Raw genomic sequence first — 17,032 nt, forward strand, 5'->3', positions numbered from 1 at the left:
GGCGTGTACGACGGACGCGGATCGGGTAAAGCGCCTCGCCAGAGGCGACAAGGGAGGTGCGGGGTGACCGCGGTCAAAGAGGTGGCGCACCGTCCGATCGGTCATTTCGCCGAACGGAGCATTGCCGGTCTGGTGGCCGTCACCGGTGCCGGGGTGGCCTTCGGGCTGCTGTTGTTGCTCGTCCGGGTGCAGTGGAGCCCGTTGCAGGATGTCGACCACGGGCTCGCCGAGTGGTTCAACGGGCTCGTCGCCCCGCACCACGCGCTTGTCACAGTGCTCCAGGCGGTGACGGACCTGGGCGGTCGGCCGATCCTCATCTGGCTGGTCACCATCGCCGTGGTCGGGCTGCTGATCCGGCGGCAGCCCCGACTCGCCGTTTACCTGATCATCACGGGGGTCGGCGGCCTGATCCTCGACCCGTCACTGAAGACGCTCGTCGGCCGGCTCCGTCCGGTCGTGGACGTGCCGATCGCCAGCGCGCCCGGCAACAGCTTCCCGAGCGGGCACGCGCTCGGCTCGTTCGTCGCGTACGGAGCGCTGCTGCTGGTGTTCCTGCCGGCGATGGCGCCCCGCTGGCGCAAGCCGGCCATCGTCGGCGTCGGTGTGCTGGTGGCACTGGTCGGGCTGACCCGGATCGCGCTGGGCGTGCACTTCGTCTCCGACGTGCTGGCCGCCTGGCTGCTCGGGGCCGCCTGGCTGGGCGTCACCGCGTACGCCTTCCGACTGTGGCGGCGGGAGCGGGGGCGGCCGGTGGCGTCGCTGACCGAGGGCCTGGAGCCGGAGGCGGGGCACGACATCGCCCCCGCCCCGGCCGAGGAGCACGTGCTGGCCCATCCCCGCTCGGCGGTGGCCGAGCTGCTGGTCGGCTGGGTGATCGTGTTCGGCGCGCTGTACGGCTTCGGCACGTACGTCAGCTACCACGCCAAGGGCACCTTCTTCGACACCCTCGACACTCAGGTGCCGCAGTGGTTCGCGGAGCGGCACACCGAGGTGATGACCGACGTCAGCTGGTGGTGGAGCAAGTTCGGCGACACCCATGCCATCCTGCTGATCTCGCTGGTGTTCTGCCCGCTGGTGCTGGCGGTGTGGCGGCGCTGGCGCCCGGTGCTCTTCGTGGCGCTGGCGATGGTGGGGGAGTTGACGCTCTTCCTGGCGTCGGCCCGTGCTGTCGACCGGCCGCGTCCGCTGGTGGAGAACCTGGACGGGCAGATGCCCACCTCGTCGTTCCCGTCCGGGCACATCGCGGCCACGATCTGCGTCTGGCTGGCGATCACCCTCGTCGTCTTCCCGCGTACCGACCGGTGGTGGCGTTGGATCTTCGTGGCGCTGGCAGTGCTCATGCCGGTCGGGGTGGCCACCTCCCGGATGTACCGGGGGATGCACCACCCGACCGACTTCATGGGCGCGATCCTGCTCTCCGCGCTCTGGATCGGCTTGCTCTACCTGGTGATCCGCCCCAACGAGGACCTGAAGGAAGGCAACCGACCGGCCATCGAGTCGGAGGACGTGGACACCCTCGACGACGAGCTGGCGCGGGCCGGCCGAGCCGACTAGACGCCGCCGTCGTGCTGCGGGTGATGACCTGGAACATCCGCACCGGCGGACGGGATCGCGGCGGCCTCGACCGGCTGGATCAGGTGGTTCAGGTAGTCGACGAGCAGGCACCGGACGTGCTGGCCCTGCAGGAGTTGCGCGGCTTCGACCGGGACGGGCTGATGGCCAGCGTGGCGGGCCGGGTGGGGATGATTCCCCACCTGGCCCGGTCCTGCTTCGGGCAGCCGGTGGCGGTGCTGGTCCGGCCCCCGTACCGGGTCGTCGACGCGGGGTCGGTGCGCCGCCCGTTCCACCACGCCGCCGCCCGCGTCGTGGTGGCCACGTCCGCCGGCCCGTTCACAGTGCTGGGCACCCACCTCTACCCGTACTCCGGGGGCCGGCGGCGAATGGAGGTCGACTGGCTGGTCGCCGCGATGCGCCGCGACCAGGGGCCGCTGACACTGGTCACCGGTGACCTCAACTCGCTCGACCCGACCGTCGACCACACCGCCCGGCTGGCCGGCATGCCCACCCTCTACCGGCGGCGGCACCTGCGTCGCTCCGGTGGCGCCGTGGACACCCGCGCGATCGCCCGGCTGCTCGCCGCCGGCCTCGTCGACCTCTGGCCGACGGGCAACGTCGACGCACCGGAGGCCGCCGGCCACACCGTGCCCACCCGGCTCGGCGGGGCCGAGTTCGCCGGCATGCGGCTCGACTACCTGCTCGGCAGCCCGGCGGTGGCGCAGCGGGCGCACGACTGTCGCGTGAGCCGCGACGGCGCGGCGGCCACCGCCTCCGACCACTATCCGCTGCTCGTCACACTGGAGTTGTCTCCCGGCTGACGCCACCGTCGGCTCGCGCTGCCGGTGCCACCCAGGGCGTGGCGCGGGCCGATTACCGTGCCACAGTGACCGACCGCCGTACCCTCCACTCGCCGCTGCCCGGTCCGCCGAACGATCACCGGGCCGCGCCCGCGAGGGCTCGCTCGGCCGCCGACCCGCCGGTCTCGGACACGGCGCAGCCGGCCGCCGTCGCGCCTCCGCTCGTCGCGGCCGTCGCGCGTGGTGTGGCGCTGGTAGTGGTGCTGCCGGTACGCCTGCTCTGGGAGCTGATCGTGGCTGCCGGCCGGCTGCTGCACCGGTATCTGCTCCGCCCGGCGGGCGGGTTCCTGCGCCGCTGGCTGTTGGCCCCACTGACCTGGCTGCTGCACCGACTGGTCTGGCTTCCGCTGGTCTGGTGCGTGCGGCATGTGCTGTGGCTGCCGCTGGTGTGGGTCGCCCGCACGGTGATCTGGCCCGCGCTGGTCTGGATGACCCGTCATGGGCTGCGTCCGGCCCTCGTGGTCCTGGGGCGCGTGCTGGTCTGGCTGGTCACGTACCTGGCCCTGTGGCCGCTGTACTGGTTGGGGAGGGTGCTCACGCCCGTCGGTCGGCTGGTCGTCGCCGCGGTGGTCGGCGCGTGGCGGACGGCCGGCCGGGTGCTGCGACTGCTCCACCGACTGCTGCTGCGCCCGCTCGGGCGAGGCATGCGCTGGCTGTGGCGGCACACCGTACGCCCGCTGCTGTCCGGAGTCCGATGGGTCTGGTCGGTAACTGTCCTGCCGGTGGCGCGGGGCCTCAGGGCGGTGTGGCGGGCCACCGTCGCGCCCGCTGCCCGCTGGGCCCGCCGTTCGATGCTCGACCCGGCCCGGCTGGCCGTCCGGGAGGTGCTCAAGGCCCTGGGCCTGCGCCGTTGAGACGTGCGGGGCTCAGAGCACCAGATTCAGCAGGACGGTCAGGACCACCGACGCCACGATCGAGAAGAGGATCATCAGGAGGCAGCCGAGGCCCCCGCCGAGCGGGCGGATCTCCGTGTTGCCGAAGCGCATGACGTTCACCTCTCCGCGTTCACAGCTCGCGCAGTCGGGGCAGCAGTTGCTCCTGCGCCCAGTCCAGGAACATCGGCTGGCTCTCTCCGCCCACCTGGATGATCGCTACGTGGGTGAAGCCGGCGTCGACGAACTTGCGGAACGCCTCGACGTGCGCGTCCACGTCCGGACCGCAGGAGATGCCTTCGGCGACGTCCTCCTCGCGGACGAACTGGGTGGCGGCGGCGAAGGACTCCGGGCCGGGCAGGTCGGCGTTGACCTTCCAGCCCATTCCGAACCAGCGGAACTGGTCGTGCACGATCTTGCGGCACTCCGCCTCGTCGGGGCCGTAGCAGATGGCCACCTGGCCGTAGCGGGGCTGGCCGGCGCCCCCGGCGTCGTCGTACATCTCGATGATGTGCCGGTCGGGTTCGGTGGAGATGAGGCCGTTGCCGTACTCGGCGGCCAGCGTCGCGGACTGTCGACCGGACGCGGCGATGGCCATCGGCACCGGCCGTTCGGGGCGGTCCCAGACGTAGGCGTCGGGCACGTCGAAGTGGTTGCCGGAGAAGGTCAGCGTCTCCCCGTTGAGCAACGGCCGGATGATCTGCAACGCCTCCTCGAACATCTCGTGCCGCTGCTGGACGTGCGGCCAGCCGCCGACCACGTGCTCGTTCAGGTTCTCCCCGGCGCCCAGGCCGAGGGTGAAACGGCCGTCCGAGAGCGCGCCGATGGTGCTGGCCTTCTGCGCGACCACTGCCGGGTGGTAGCGCCGGATCGGGCAGGTCACGAAGGACATCAGCTCCGCGCGGGAGGTGGCGTGGGCGACCGCGCCGAGCACCGACCAGGCGTACGGGGAGTGACCCTGGGAGTCCAGCCAGGGGTAGTAGTGGTCGGACATCACCAGTTGGTCGAAACCAGCCGCCTCGGCGCGTACCGCATGGTCCACCAGTTGCTTGGGCCCGGCCTGCTCGCTCATCAGGGTGTAGCCGACGCTGACCATCCTGGTTTCCCCTCTCGCTGACGGATCGTTCCCGGGATACCCCGGTGCACGGCGGTCAACCCTCCCGTCCGGTTCGGCTGCCGTGGTGCTTGACGGATGCCAGCCTCCTGCCTAACGTCGCTCTTAACCGGTTAAGAGCCGGGTATGGCGCACATCCTGTGGTGGGGATGACCGCCCCGTGACGGCCCGCGTCCGCGTGGGCCGTTGCGGCTGTCCGGGCTGCGGGCCCGTCAACTGAACCGGTTGCGCGGACCAATCCATCGTCCTACGCTGATGCCTGCGCCGGGAGCCGGGCGCGGCTGCCGGGCTGCAGCCGCCTTCCCCTGTACGTCCCCACCCCTGTCGGGCACCGGGGGTCCTCCCTGAGGAAGGCCATGAAGACTCGACTCTCCGCCGCCGGCGCGACACTGCTCGCGTTGCTCGTCACAGTGCTGGCGTTCGGCCAGCCGGCGCACGCCGCGGCTGGTTTCTCCGTCGCGAGCGGCAAGTTGTACGACGCCAACGGCGCCGAATTCATCATGCGCGGCGTCAACCACGCGCACCTGGTACCCGCAGCAGACCAGCTCGTTCGCCGACGTGAAGGCGCTCGGCGCGAACACCGTGCGGGTGGTGCTCTCCAGCGGCGACCGGTGGACCCGCAACACCAACTCCGACGTCGCCAACGTCATCTCGCTCTGCAAGGCCAACCGGCTGATCTGCGTGCTGGAGGTGCACGACACCACAGGGTACGGCGAGCAGAGCGGCGCGATCACCCTCGACCGCGCCGTCGACTACTGGCTCAGCCTCGCCGACGTCCTCGCCGGCCAGGAGAGGTACGTCATCGTCAACATCGGCAACGAGCCGTACGGCAACCAGAACTACGCCTCGTGGGCCACTGACAACGCCAATGCGATCAAGCGCCTGCGGGCCGGCGGGTTGACCCACACGATCATGGTGGACGCGCCGAACTGGGGGCAGGACTGGTCGTTCACCATGCGCGACAACGCCGCATCGGTCTTCGCCGCCGACCCGGCCCGCAACATCGTGTTCTCCATCCACATGTACGGGGTGTTCGACACCGCCGCGGAGATCAGCGATTACCTGGGCCGGTTCCGCGCTGCCGGGCTGCCCATCGTGGTCGGTGAGTTCGGCTTCAACCACTCCGACGGCAACCCGGACGAGGACGCCATCCTCGCGTACAGCCAGGCCAACGGGATCGGCTGGCTGGGCTGGTCGTGGAGCGGCAACGGCGGCGGCGTCGAGTATCTCGACCTGGCCACCAACTTCAATCCGGCGAGCCTGACCGACTGGGGACAGCGCCTCTTCAACGGGGTCAACGGCATCCGGCAGACCGCCCGCGAGGCCAGCGTCTTCGGCGGCACCCCACCGCCGACGACGCCGCCGCCGACCACGCCGCCACCGACCACGCCGCCACCGACGACGCCTCCGCCGAGCGGTGGCTGCACGGCGACGTACACGGTGACCAACCAGTGGCAGGGCGGCTTCCAGGGTGAGATACGGGTGACCGCCGGCGCGAGGGCGATCACCGGCTGGACCGCCAGCTGGACCTTCGCCAACGGCCAGCGCGTCACCCAGTCCTGGAATGTGGCCCTCACCAGCACCGGAACCACAGTGACCGCCCGCAACACGGACTACAACGGACGACTGGCCGCCGGGGCCAGCGCCAGCTTCGGCTTCCTCGGTAGTTGGACCGACGCCAACAGCCCGCCGGTGGTGAGCTGCACGGCTAGCTGACCGTCGGACCGGTGGCCGGGTCCGCGCCGGACCCGGCCACCGGAAACCGTACTGGTCAGTGCTCCCCGGCCAGGTTCACGATGACCACCCCGGCGATGATCAGTGCGATGCCGGTGAGCTTGGCGAGCCCCACCGACTCACCCAGGAACACCGCCCCGATCGCCACGATGGCCGCGGTGCCCAGACCCGACCAGAGGGCGTACGCCACCCCCACGGGGATCTCCTTGACGGCCTGGGCCAGCAGAAGGAACGCCAGCGCGTAGCCGCCGAGGCACGCCACCGTCGGCCAGAGCCGACTGAACCCGACGGTGCTCTTGATCAGGCTGGTCGCCACCACCTCGGCGAGGATGGCGATCCCCAGCAGCACGTACGCCATGCGTCCCCTCGGTCCTTCGTGGTCGTTGAAGCCCGTCGCCACCCAGGCTAGTGCCGGTGATGCCCCCGCCCGGCCGGCCCGCCCACGTCCGATCGACGTCGAGCGGACCCGTTGCATGGCGTCCGTGCGGCTCGTGAAGTGGCGTCCGTACGACCTCGGCATCTGTCACAGAACGCCTTTGGAGCTGATGTCACAAACGAATCGGTCGTGGCGACGGATCAGCCTTCGCCAACGACGCAGATCCCCATCGACGAATCAGACTTCGTCATCGGATTGGCCCCGCGCCCCGCGCCCCGCGCCCCGCGCCCCGCGCCCCGCGCCCCGCGCCCGGCACCCGGCCTGGTGGATGAATCGTTTACAGCATCAGCTCCAAAGGGCCCAGAACACACACACACACCCACCCACCACCCACCGACACACCCGCGCCGCCGCTGCGGGCAGTACCGCCGCCCTCGGCCGTGCCGCCGGTTCCGCGCGCTGTCGCCCCGGTAGAGGCGTCGGAGTGGGGCTGGCAGGGTAGATCTTGGACACTTTCCGTTCCGCGCTGACGGGAAGTGTCCAAGATTGCCCGCTCTGGCGGGTGAAGCTGCCGGGGTCGCGCCGCGCGGGATTACTAGTTGATCTCTTTCGTCAGGGGAGATCTACGGGCTCGGCGGCCAGTCGGGCAGCTCGCATGGTCAGGTAGAGCTGTTCGGGGCTGCTGCTCGTGCGAGCGGCGGCGATCCGGTAGTCGGCGATCGCCTGGGCCCGGTCACCGGCCATCTCGTGCAGGTGGGCGCGGGCGGCGGCCAGCCTGTGGTGTCCGGCCAACTGCGGGTCGTGGGTCAACGCGTCGAGGGCGGCCAGACCGGCGGCCGGTCCGTGCACCATTGCCGTCGCCACGGCCCGGTTGAGGGCCACCACCGGGCTGCCGGCCAAGCGTTCCAGGACCTCGTACAGCGCCAGGATCTGCGGCCAGTCGGTCTGCTCGGTGCTCGGTGCCTCATCGTGCAGGGCGGCGATGGCGGCCTGCACCTGGTACGGACCGACCGGCCCGCGTGGCAGGGCCCGGGTGACCAGTGCGACGCCGTCGGCGATCGCCGTAGAGTCCCAGCGGCTGCGGTCCTGATCGGCCAGTGAGATCAGCTCCCCGGAGGGTCCGGTCCGCGCCGGGCCGCGTGCCTCGGTGAGCAGCATCAGCGCCAGCAGCCCGGCCGATTCGCTGTCGTCGGGCAGCAGCGTGTGCAGCGCACGGGTCAGCCGGATCGCCTCCGCCGCGAGGTCGATGCGGCGCAAATCCGGGCCGGTGGTGCTGGTGTGCCCCTCGGTGAAGACCAGGTAGAGCACCTGTCGTACGGCGACCAACCGGTCCGCTCGCTCCGCCGGCTCGGGCATCCGGAACGGCAGCCCGGATGCCCGGATGCGCTGTTTGGCCCGGCTGATCCGCTGCGCCATCGTCGCCTCGGGCACCAGGAACGCGCGGGCGATCTCGGCGGTGCTCAACCCACCGACGGCGCGCAGGGTCAGCGCCACCGCCGACGTCGGCGCGAGCGCCGGGTGGCAGCAGAGGAAGAGCAGGACCAGTGTGTCGTCCCGCTCGGCGGTCAACTCCTCGTCCGGGGCTGGCGCGTACCGCTGGTCGTCCGGATCCCGGCGGGCGACGAGGTCCTCCCGGCGGCGTCTGGCCTGCTCACCGCGGACCAGCTCGATCATCCGCCGGTAACCGACCTGGATCAGCCAGCCACGGGGGTTCGCCGGTAGCCCTTCGGTCGGCCACTGCGTGGCGGCGGCCAGCAGCGCCTCCTGCACCGCGTCCTCCGCAGTGGCGAAGTCACCGAAGCGGCGGCTGAGCACGCCGAGGACCTGCGGCGCCAACTCGCGCAGCAGGTCCTCGATGCGGGGATCGGTGTTCAGCCCTCACAGCTCCTGTGCCGGGGCGGACATCACCGGGTGCACCTCGATCGGCATGTTCAGCGGCCGGCCGCCGGGGCCGGGCGCCGTGGAGATGTACGCAGCCAGCTCCACGGCCCGCTGCGGGCTCTCGCAGTCGACGATCCAGAAGCCCGCCAGGAACTCCTTCGTCTCGGCGAACGGTCCCTCGGTGACCACCGGTGCCCCACCGTCACCGGCGCGGACGATCCGGGCCTGCTGCGGGCCGCCGAGGCCCTGCCCGTCGACCCACTCACCGGCGGCGGTGAGCTTGGCGTTGACCTCGCCCATGAAGGCGATGTGCGCCCGGACCTCGTCCTGCGTCCAGGTGTCGATGCCCGGGAAGTCGGTCCCGGCGGCGCTGAACTGCATCAACAGCATGTATTTCATCGTTGGCTCCTCACACCCGCGCACCCTCGTCGGTGCTCTCACAGTGAGGTAGAAGCAGGCCCCGCCGTTCTCGACACCCCGGCCGAAGATTCTCCAGAATCTTTACAGTCGACGGCGTCGACCTCCAACACCAGGCTCTGCTCCGGGTGCAGGGCGGGCAGCTGCACACCCACCCGGGCCAGCGCCGCCCCGCTGAGGGTGAGACCACCCGCCAGCCAGGTGGGCGGGGACAGGTCGATGCTCGCCGGGGCCGGTACGCCCGACACCTGTCGCACCCGGTACCGCCTGCTCGGGTCGAGACCGGGCAGCCGCACCGTGCCGGGCACCTGCGTCACCGAGGTGGTCAGCCGGGCCACCGCGTACACCGCTCGGGTGTTGTCGTGATCGACCACGCCGTGTGCCCAGACGGCCGGGTCCGGGTGGTCGACCCGGACCACCCGACCAGCGTGCAGCAGCGGGCGCAGCCGCTTGTGCAGCGCCACCCAGGCGGCCAGCTCGGTCTGCTCGGCGGCGCTGATCGAGGCGATGTCCCACTCGATGCCGTGGTGGCCGAAGAGCGCCGTCGCCGCCCGGAAACCCAGGTCGTGTACGCGGTTGGTGGTGTGCGAGCGCTCCGGGCCGACGTGGGTGCCGATCAGCTCCGGTGGCAGCAACAGCCCCGTCCAGCGCTGGATGCTGAGCCGCTCCAGGGCGTCGTTGCAGTCGCTGGCCCAGACCCGGTCGGTGCGCGCCAGGATGGCCAGGTCCACCCGGGCCCCGCCGGACGAGCAGCTCTCGATCTCCACACCCGGGTGCCGACCGCGCAGCTCGTCGAACAGCCGGTAGACCGCCACTGTCTGCCCATGCACCCCGGGGCGGCCATGGTGCCCGGCCTCGGTGAGGTCGCGGTTCTGGTCCCACTTGAGGTACCGGATGCCGGGGTGGTCGGTGAGCAGCGTGTCGAGACGTTCCAGCACGTGGTCGTACGCCTCGTGGCGGCCCAGGTCGAGCACCTGCTGGTGACGCCAGGCCGGCGGTAGCCGCCCCGGCACGGCGAGCACCCAGTCGGGGTGCGCGCGGAACACGTCCGAGTCGGGGTTGACCATCTCCGGCTCGACCCAGAGGCCGAACTGGAGGCCCTGGCCGGTGACGTGCTCGATCAGCGGTTGCAGGCCGTCCGGCCAGACGCCGTCGTCGACGTACCAGTCGCCGAGCCCGGCGGTGTCGTCGCGCCGGCCCCGGAACCAGCCGTCGTCGAGCACGAACCGCTCCACGCCGATCTGCGCGGCCCGGTCGGCGAGCGCCCGCAGCCGGTCCAGGTCGTGGTCGAAGTAGACCGCCTCCCAGACGTTGAGGGTCACCGGGCGGGGGGAGCGCGGGTGCCCCGGGCGGGCCCGCAGATGGGTGTGCAGCACGTCGCTGAGCCCGTCCAGCCCGGCGTCGGACCAGACCGCGTAGAGCAGCGGGGTCTCGTACGACTCGCCGGGGCCGAGCCGGATCTCGCCGGGGGCCAGCAGCTCGCCGCCACCGAGGGTCGACTCGCCGGTGGGCCGACGTTCGGCGAACGTGACGTGGTCGCCGCTCCACGCGGTGTGCACCGCCCAGACCTCGCCGTGGCCGAACCCGAAACCGGTGGTGCCGGCCACCAGCAGCAGAGTGGCGTCGTGCCCGGTGCGGCCGTGCCGGCCCTCACGGACCCAGGCGCCGTGCTGCCACGGGTGCCGCTGCGGGGACCGTTCCCGACACCATCGGCCGGTCAGGTCGAGCAGCTCGGTGGCGAATGCCGGCACCGGCAGCACCGGCGTCAGCTCCCGCAGCTCGTACGCGCTGTCGCCGTCGTTGCGCAGCCGGTGCCGAACGGTCAGCAGGCCGTACGGGTCGAGCGTGATCTCGACGGTCACTGTCAGTCCGGCGGCCGGGTCGGACGCCCGGACGGTTACCCGCGCCGGTCCGTCGGCGGGCTGGTCGACGTCGAGACCGTCCAGCCGGAACGCCGTGGACCAGTCGGCCCCGTCGCGGTGCCCGGCCAACCCCGGTCGGCCGCTCCAGCCGGCGCTCGCCTCCGGCAGCACTGACAGCACTGTCGGCGCGTCGAAGCTGCTCGGCACTACCGGCGGGACTGTCGCGTCGGTGAGCTGACGCAGGCCGTCGTCGTCGAGGTCGCCGACGTCGCCACCCCAGTGCACGACCCGGGGCAGCCCCGGGCCGCGCGCGTCGAGCACCAGGCTGGTCCGCGCGCGGCGCAGGTGCAGGATCGTCATCCTTTGGAGGCTCCCAAGGTCAGGCCCCGAACGAAGTGCCGCTGGAGCATAAAGAAGATCACCAGGGTGGGGATCGCGACGAGCACGCTGCCGGCCGAGACCAGGTTGTTGTCGGTGAAGAACTCACCGCGCAGGTTGTTGAGCGAGCTGGTCACCGGGAACTTGTCGCCGGTACGCATGAGGACGGTGGCCCAGAAGAACTCGTTGTAGATCCAGGTCACCTCCAGCGTCGCCAGCGCGGCCAGGGCCGGCCGGCACAGCGGCATGGTGACCTGCCAGTACTGTCGCCAGATGCTCGCCCCGTCGACCATTGCCGCCTCGTACAGGTCACGGGGCAGCGCCTTCATGTAGTTGCTGAGCACGAAGACACAGAAACCGCACTGAAAGGCCACGTTGATCAGGATCAGGCCCCAGTAGCTGTCGTAGAGCAGCTCCGAGTCACTCATGAACTCCGGCAGCGGCACCTCGGTGAACAGCCGGAACAGCGGGATGAGCAGCGCCTGCTGGGGCAGCAGGTTGGCCGCTGTGAAGATCCCGAGCAGGACGAGGTTGAGCTTCCAACTGAACCGGGCGATGACGAACGCCACGCAGGAGGCGAGGAAGAGGGTCAGCAGCACCGCCGGCACTGTGATGTACACCGAGTTGAGGAAGTGCTGCCCGAACTCCGCCGTCCGCCAGGCGGTGACGTAGTTGTCGAAGGTCCAGCCGCCGAACGAGACGTAGCCGTTCGCGGCGGTGTAGTCGTACGAGCGCAGCGAGGTCAGCACCGCCCAGGCGATCGGGAAGAGCCAGGCCAGCGAGACGACGATGAGGAAGCCGTGCAGCAGGATCCGTAACGGGGTCAGCTTGCGGCCTCGCGGCGGCGCGTCGGCCCCGTCCTCGGTACGCCGGGTGACTGTCGCGGTGCTCATTCCCGGTTCTCCCTCATCACGGTCGCCAGGTAGATGGTGATGAAGACCAGCGAGACGACCAGCATGATCGTTGCCAGTGCCGAGCCGAAGCCGATCCGGCTCGCCTCACCCACCACGTTCTGGGTGACCAGCGCGGAGATCAGCTCCAGTCCGTTGCGGCCCTTGTTGACCACCCAGACCAGGTCGAACGCGCGCAGCGACTCGATCACTGTCACCACCAGCACGATGATGTTGATGGGCCGCATGACCGGGAACACGACCCGGAAGAACGTCCGGCTCTCCGAGGCGCCGTCGACCGCGGCAGCCTCGCGCAGCGATGGATCGACGCCCTTCAGGCCGGCCAGGTAGAGCAGCATGATGTACCCGACGTGTCGCCACCCGGAGGCGACCATCACCGCCCAGATGTTGACGCTCGAGTCGCCGTACCAGTCGATGCTGCTGCCGAAGACGGCGTTGATCAGCCCCTGGTCCCGGGAGTAGAGCAGCTGCCAGACGAAGCCGATCAGCGCCAGCGAGAGCACCACCGGCAGGTAGAGCGCCGTCTGGTAGAAGCGGCTGCCGCGCAACTCCTTGTCCAACAGCACGGCCAGGAACATGCCGAACGGGGTGGCGACCACGAACAGCGCCGCCAGCCAGAGCAGGTTGTGCTGGACCGCCGGCACGCACCCTCCGGAACGCTGCCATCGTCCTGACCGTTGTCGTCGTGGCACACGTGCCGACCACCTCGCAGCCGTGGCCGCAGGAGCACGGGCTCCCCGGCTACGACCCGACCCTGGCCGGCCTGTTCGTGGCGCAGACGACACTGTTGGCCGCCCTGGGCGTGGTGCTGCTCTGGCACCGGCGTCGGGAGCACGACGCCACCCCGCTGTTCGGGCTGGGCGCTCTCGTCGTCGCCGCCACCGGGATCAGCATGGCGGTGGCGTACTCGGCCGAACTGGTCGGCCGGGTGGCGGATTTCCTGGATCGCGACGTGCCAACCGCGGAGGGCATCGCCGCCGGCCCACCCCGGGCCTACACCTGGGCGATCTACGGCTTCTTCCGCGCGGTGCTGATCACCGCGATCATCGCCGGCCTCGTCATCCTGATCTCCCGTCGCGGTCGACGGCGGGCCGCCGCGGGGATCGTCGCGCGCGACTTCCCGAACCCGCCGGCCGAGGCAGGGCCCCGGTTGCGGCAGGTCCGAGACGCGATAGCCCGGGCTCGCTTCACCGAGAAGCTGGTGCCGTTGGCAGTGCTCTACGGCTGCCTCGCCGGACTCGGCACGGCCACCACCACCATCGGCCTGCTCGGGCAGGTCCCGAGCGACGTCATCGAGCGGAACATCGGACTGCCGGCGGACGTGATCACGTTCGCCATCGCGTTCGCTGGCTGGGTGGTCGCGGCGATCATCCTCGGCCTGATCATCGGCGGCATCTTCGCGTACCGGACCGAGCCGTACCGCCGGCACGTCGGTGTCCTCTGGGACCTCGGCACTTTCTGGCCCCGGGCCGCCCACCCGTTCGCGCCGCCCTGCTACTCCGAGCGAGCGGTGCCGGAACTGGCCCGCCGGATCACCTACCTCGTCGAGCGCGGCGACGCGGTGCTGCTCACCGGGCACAGCCACGGCTCGGTTCTGCTCGCCGCCACTGTGCTCCAACTGCCGCCGCAGGTCGGCGACCGGGTCGCCCTGCTCACCCACGGATCTCCGCTGCGCCGCCTCTACGCACGGCTCTTCCCCGCGTACGTCGACGACGCCGCACTGCACGAGATCGGCCGGCGGGTGGGTTGGCGCTGGGTGAACCTGTGGCGCGACACCGACCCCATCGGCGGCTGGATCTTCTCGCCGCGTCCCGCACCCGCGCCGGCCACCACCGGTGACCCGGCCGCCGCTGTGGATCGTCGACAGCGTGACCCCTGTGACGTGGTGACACCCGCCGGGGACAGCGTCGCCCCACCCATCCACGGACACTGGCCGGGCGAGTCCGACAAGTCGTTCACCGAGGCGGTACAGGAGTTGGTGCAACGCCTCGGTGGGCGGGCCGGCCCGTCCGGGACGCCGATGTAGCGGACCGGCTCAGTGTCCGCTGCCCGACCCGGTACGCCAGTCGTCCAGGGTGGTGCCGGCGAGGCGGGCACCGTCGGCCGGGACGAGCGAGCGTTCGCCCAGCTTGGCGCCGAAGTACCGGGCGTCGGGGTCGGCCACCACCGAACGACTGTCCTGTTTCTTGGTGAGGAGGGTTCGGCCCAGTTCGTCGAGGCGGAACTGCTCCGGGCCGGCGACCTCGACCACGGAGTTCGTCGGCGCGCCGAGCGCGACCTCGGCGACCGCGGCCGCGACGTCGTCCGCGGCCATCGGCTGGATGAGCACCGGCGCGAGGTGCACTGTGTCGCCCTCCGTGGCGGTGTCGATGATGCCCTGGAGGAACTCGAAGAACTGGGTGGCGTGCACCACCGAGTACGGGAGTCCGGCCGCGACGATGAGCTTCTCCTGGGCGACCTTCGCGCGCATGTACCCGCTGTCCGGGATCCGGTCGCACCCCACGATGGAGAGCGCCACGTAGTGGTTCACCCCGGCGTCCGACGCGGCGGCGAGGAGCGTCCGGGTCGAGGTCTCGAAGAACTCCAGTACGGCGGCGGCCTCGAACGACGGCGAGTTCGACACGTCGACGACGACCTCGGCGTCGGTGAGCGCCCCGGCCACTCCCTCGCCGGTCAGGGTGTTCACGCCGGTCTTCGGCGATGCCGGCACCGCCTCGTGGCCCTGGGCCGCGAGGCGGTCCACGAGCTTGGAGCCGATGAGGCCGCTGCCCCCGATGACGACGATCTTCATGGTCGCACCACGTCCTGTCTGCACTGGGTTGAGTCGTGCTGCAAACCAGTAAGACGGAAAGCGTGCGCGGATGCAGGACAATCGCCAGAGAACAGTTCGACGGAGATCAGGAGGTTGACGTGGCCACGGTGTCCCACCCGGTGTTCGCTCGGGTCTACGAGCGGCTCAGCGTCGCCATGGACCGTGCCGGCACTGCGGCGTTCCGCCGGGACCTGGTCGCCGGCCTCTCCGGCCGGGTGATCGAGATCGGCGCGGGCAACGGACGGATGTTCGCCCACTACCCGCCGGGGGTGACCCAGGTCCTCGCTGTCGAACCGGAGCGGCGTCTGCGTGCCGCCGCCGAGCGCGCCGCGTCGGCCGCGCCGGTTCCGGTCACTGTCGTCGACGGTCTCGCCGAGGCGCTGCCCGCCGGGGACGGCGAGTTCGACGCGGCGGTGGTGGCGTTGGTGTTGTGCACAGTGCCCGATCAGGCGAGCGCGTTGGCCGAGATCAGCCGGGTGCTGCGCCCCGGAGGCGGGGTGCGGTTCTTCGAGCACGTGGCCGCCGAGGGGTCCAGCGGTCTGCACCGCGCCCAACGACTCCTCGACGCCACACTGTGGCCCAAGCTGTTCGCCGGCTGCCACACCAACCGCGACACCGTCGCCGCCATCGGCGCGGCCGGCTTCGAGGTCGAGGAACTGCGCAGGTTCCGTTTCCCGGCCACCAGCAACAGCCCCTCCTCCCCCTGCGTCCTCGGCCGCGCGATCAGGCCGCTCCCGGCCGTCCAGCGATAGACCGAGATTCGCTCGATCGTCTGCCGCCCCCGCCCGCCCGTCGCGGAAGCGGCGAACACGAACGCGAAGGTCGATCCAATTCAGAAAGCTACAACCTAGCTATTGTCCCGTTTTGCTGTCATTTGAACACCTGGCGTGATGTGGTGGTCAGCGCGCTCATCGGCGCCATACAGGCCGTATCACGCAGGACGCCACTCGCTGGCCGTCTCCTGCGAGTAGTACCCACGGAGGGTGTTCTGTGACAGCTAAACCCAAGAATTGGCTACGGCGGCGAGTTGTCCTGCCGTCGCTCGCGGCTGGCGCAGCCGCCACTGTGGCAGCCAGCCTGCTGCTCTTCAGCTCGACCGCCGCCAACGCCGCGGAGGCACCGGTCAATCTCGGAACGGCGGCCGACTTCTCCGTCCTGGCCGGAGCGGAGCCCACAAACACCGGAACCAGCTTCCTGGCCCAGAGCCTCGGACGGTACCCCGGAAACACCGCGGCCGGCTTCGGAACGGCAACCATCGGCGGCGAGGTGCACCTCGGCGACGCTGTCGCGCTACAGGCTCAGAGCGATCTGACCATCGCCTTCAACGACGCCGCCGGCCGAACCCCGTTCACCAACCTTCCGGCGGAACTCGGCGGCAACACGCTAAACGCCGGGGTCTACCGGATCGGAGCCGCCCAACTGACCGGACCGTTGACGCTCAACGGCCAGGGCGACCCGTCGGCCGTGTTCATCTTCCAGATCGACTCCTCGCTGACGACGGCGTCGGGCAGCAGCGTCGTCCTGACCAACGGGGCGTCGGCCTGCAACGTGTTCTGGAAGATCGGCAGCTCGGCGACGATCGGCACCGGCACCACCTTCGTGGGCACCATCATGGCTCAGGCCGCGATCACGATGGCCACGGGCGCGACCCTCCAGGGCCGCGCGCTGGCGCGCACCGAGGCCGTAACCCTGCAGACCAACACCATCACCGCACCGATCTGCGCCGGGCCGACGGGCCCGCCCGGACCGACCGGCCCACCCGGGCCCACCGGCCCGCCCGGCCCGTCCGGAAGCCCCGGAGCGCCTGGCAGCCCTGGAGCACCCGGCAGCCCGGGAGCACCCGGCAGCCCCGGAGCACCCGGCAGCCCCGGAGCACCCGGGAGCCCGGGAGCACCTGGCGCACCTGGCGCACCCGGTAGTCCCGGAGCGCCCGGTAGCCCCGGAGCACCTGGTCCGTCCGGACCCCCCGGACCTCCCGGTCGACCTGGCGGCGGCGGCAAGCACCCCATCCTGCCTGTCACCGGCAGCGGCGCGGTCCCGGCCATGACCGGCGTCGGAAGTGTGCTTGTCGTGCTGGGCGCTGTCGCGTTCTTCCTGGCCCGGCGCCGACGCTTCGAGTCCTGATCGGTGGCCCGGTCGGTGTGATCCCGGCCGGGCCACGTCACGTCGCCAGCCGCTCGGCCAGCTTCTCCCTGTCCCAGTCGGAGTCGGAGGCCTCGATCTCCTTGCGGATCTGGGAGACCCGGTCGGCGACGTCGGCC

At 70.9% G+C, this 17,032-nt stretch carries 14 protein-coding genes and 1 pseudogene; 7 read left to right on the forward strand and 8 right to left on the reverse strand.

What is annotated here, in order from left to right:
* Positions 1-63: 63 nt before the first annotated feature.
* The 3 genes from AB0C20_RS15115 (at position 64) to AB0C20_RS15125 (ending at position 3,268) form a co-directional block, all read left to right on the forward strand.
* Positions 64-1,554: a phosphatase PAP2 family protein gene (locus AB0C20_RS15115; RefSeq protein WP_357568194.1), complete on the forward strand. Its 1,491-nt coding sequence runs from the start codon at positions 64-66 to the stop codon at positions 1,552-1,554.
* A gap of 11 nt (positions 1,555-1,565) precedes the next feature.
* Positions 1,566-2,375 carry an endonuclease/exonuclease/phosphatase family protein gene (locus tag AB0C20_RS15120; RefSeq protein ID WP_357568195.1) on the forward strand — a complete coding sequence of 270 codons (810 nt, stop codon included), beginning with the start codon at positions 1,566-1,568 and terminating at the stop codon, positions 2,373-2,375.
* 65 nt (positions 2,376-2,440) lie between these two features.
* Positions 2,441-3,268 (forward strand): hypothetical protein, encoded by an 828-nt coding sequence (locus AB0C20_RS15125; protein WP_357568196.1) that lies wholly within the window; start codon positions 2,441-2,443, stop codon positions 3,266-3,268.
* A gap of 151 nt (positions 3,269-3,419) precedes the next feature.
* Here AB0C20_RS15125 and AB0C20_RS15130 read toward each other — a convergent pair whose 3' ends face one another.
* Entirely contained in the window at positions 3,420-4,382 is a 963-nt protein-coding gene (locus AB0C20_RS15130; RefSeq protein ID WP_357182434.1) for a TIGR03557 family F420-dependent LLM class oxidoreductase, read from the reverse strand.
* A 374-nt stretch (positions 4,383-4,756) separates the two neighbouring features.
* Between AB0C20_RS15130 and AB0C20_RS15135 the strand changes: the two are divergent.
* Positions 4,757-6,116: pseudogene (locus AB0C20_RS15135) on the forward strand (cellulase family glycosylhydrolase).
* Between the two features lie 55 nt (positions 6,117-6,171).
* On the opposite strand, the gene AB0C20_RS15140 reads toward AB0C20_RS15135, so the two are convergent.
* From AB0C20_RS15140 to AB0C20_RS15165, 6 genes are all read right to left on the reverse strand, one after another.
* A complete protein-coding gene (locus AB0C20_RS15140) occupies positions 6,172-6,492 on the reverse strand; it encodes a multidrug efflux SMR transporter (RefSeq protein ID WP_357182427.1) in 321 nt (106 codons plus the stop codon).
* Positions 6,493-7,122: 630 nt separating this feature from the next.
* Complete coding sequence (locus AB0C20_RS15145; RefSeq protein ID WP_357568205.1) at positions 7,123-8,385, reverse strand: sigma-70 family RNA polymerase sigma factor; 1,263 nt, start codon at positions 8,383-8,385, stop codon at positions 7,123-7,125.
* Positions 8,386-8,388: 3 nt separating this feature from the next.
* Complete coding sequence (locus tag AB0C20_RS15150) at positions 8,389-8,790, reverse strand: YciI family protein (protein ID WP_357568197.1); 402 nt, start codon at positions 8,788-8,790, stop codon at positions 8,389-8,391.
* 38 nt (positions 8,791-8,828) lie between these two features.
* Positions 8,829-11,030, reverse strand: a complete 2,202-nt coding sequence (locus AB0C20_RS15155) for an alpha-galactosidase (protein WP_357568198.1) — start codon at positions 11,028-11,030, stop codon at positions 8,829-8,831.
* Positions 11,027-11,941: a carbohydrate ABC transporter permease gene (locus AB0C20_RS15160; protein ID WP_357191927.1), complete on the reverse strand. Its 915-nt coding sequence runs from the start codon at positions 11,939-11,941 to the stop codon at positions 11,027-11,029. Before AB0C20_RS15160 ends, AB0C20_RS15155 begins: the two co-directional genes overlap by 4 nt.
* Complete coding sequence (locus AB0C20_RS15165) at positions 11,938-12,603, reverse strand: sugar ABC transporter permease (RefSeq protein WP_357568199.1); 666 nt, start codon at positions 12,601-12,603, stop codon at positions 11,938-11,940. The genes AB0C20_RS15160 and AB0C20_RS15165 overlap by 4 nt, the downstream gene beginning before the upstream one ends.
* A 41-nt stretch (positions 12,604-12,644) precedes the next feature.
* On the opposite strand from AB0C20_RS15165, the gene AB0C20_RS15170 reads away from it, so the two are divergent.
* The gene (locus AB0C20_RS15170; RefSeq protein WP_357568200.1) at positions 12,645-13,985 is read left to right on the forward strand and encodes a hypothetical protein; all 1,341 of its coding nucleotides are present in this window, start codon (positions 12,645-12,647) and stop codon (positions 13,983-13,985) included.
* A gap of 9 nt (positions 13,986-13,994) precedes the next feature.
* Here the strand turns inward: AB0C20_RS15170 and AB0C20_RS15175 are convergent, their stop codons facing one another.
* Complete coding sequence (locus AB0C20_RS15175; protein WP_357568201.1) at positions 13,995-14,750, reverse strand: SDR family oxidoreductase; 756 nt, start codon at positions 14,748-14,750, stop codon at positions 13,995-13,997.
* A 119-nt stretch (positions 14,751-14,869) separates the two neighbouring features.
* On the opposite strand from AB0C20_RS15175, the gene AB0C20_RS15180 reads away from it, so the two are divergent.
* Together AB0C20_RS15180 and AB0C20_RS15185 are read left to right on the forward strand one after the other, a co-directional pair.
* Complete coding sequence (locus tag AB0C20_RS15180) at positions 14,870-15,523, forward strand: methyltransferase domain-containing protein (RefSeq protein ID WP_357181934.1); 654 nt, start codon at positions 14,870-14,872, stop codon at positions 15,521-15,523.
* Positions 15,524-15,761: 238 nt separating this feature from the next.
* A complete protein-coding gene (locus tag AB0C20_RS15185) occupies positions 15,762-16,895 on the forward strand; it encodes an ice-binding family protein (RefSeq protein ID WP_357568202.1) in 1,134 nt (377 codons plus the stop codon).
* Positions 16,896-17,032 lie beyond the last annotated feature (137 nt).

The sequence above is a fragment of the Micromonospora sp. NPDC048843 genome (assembly GCF_040649965.1).
GTDB classification, from domain to species: Bacteria; Actinomycetota; Actinomycetes; order Mycobacteriales; family Micromonosporaceae; genus Micromonospora; species Micromonospora hortensis.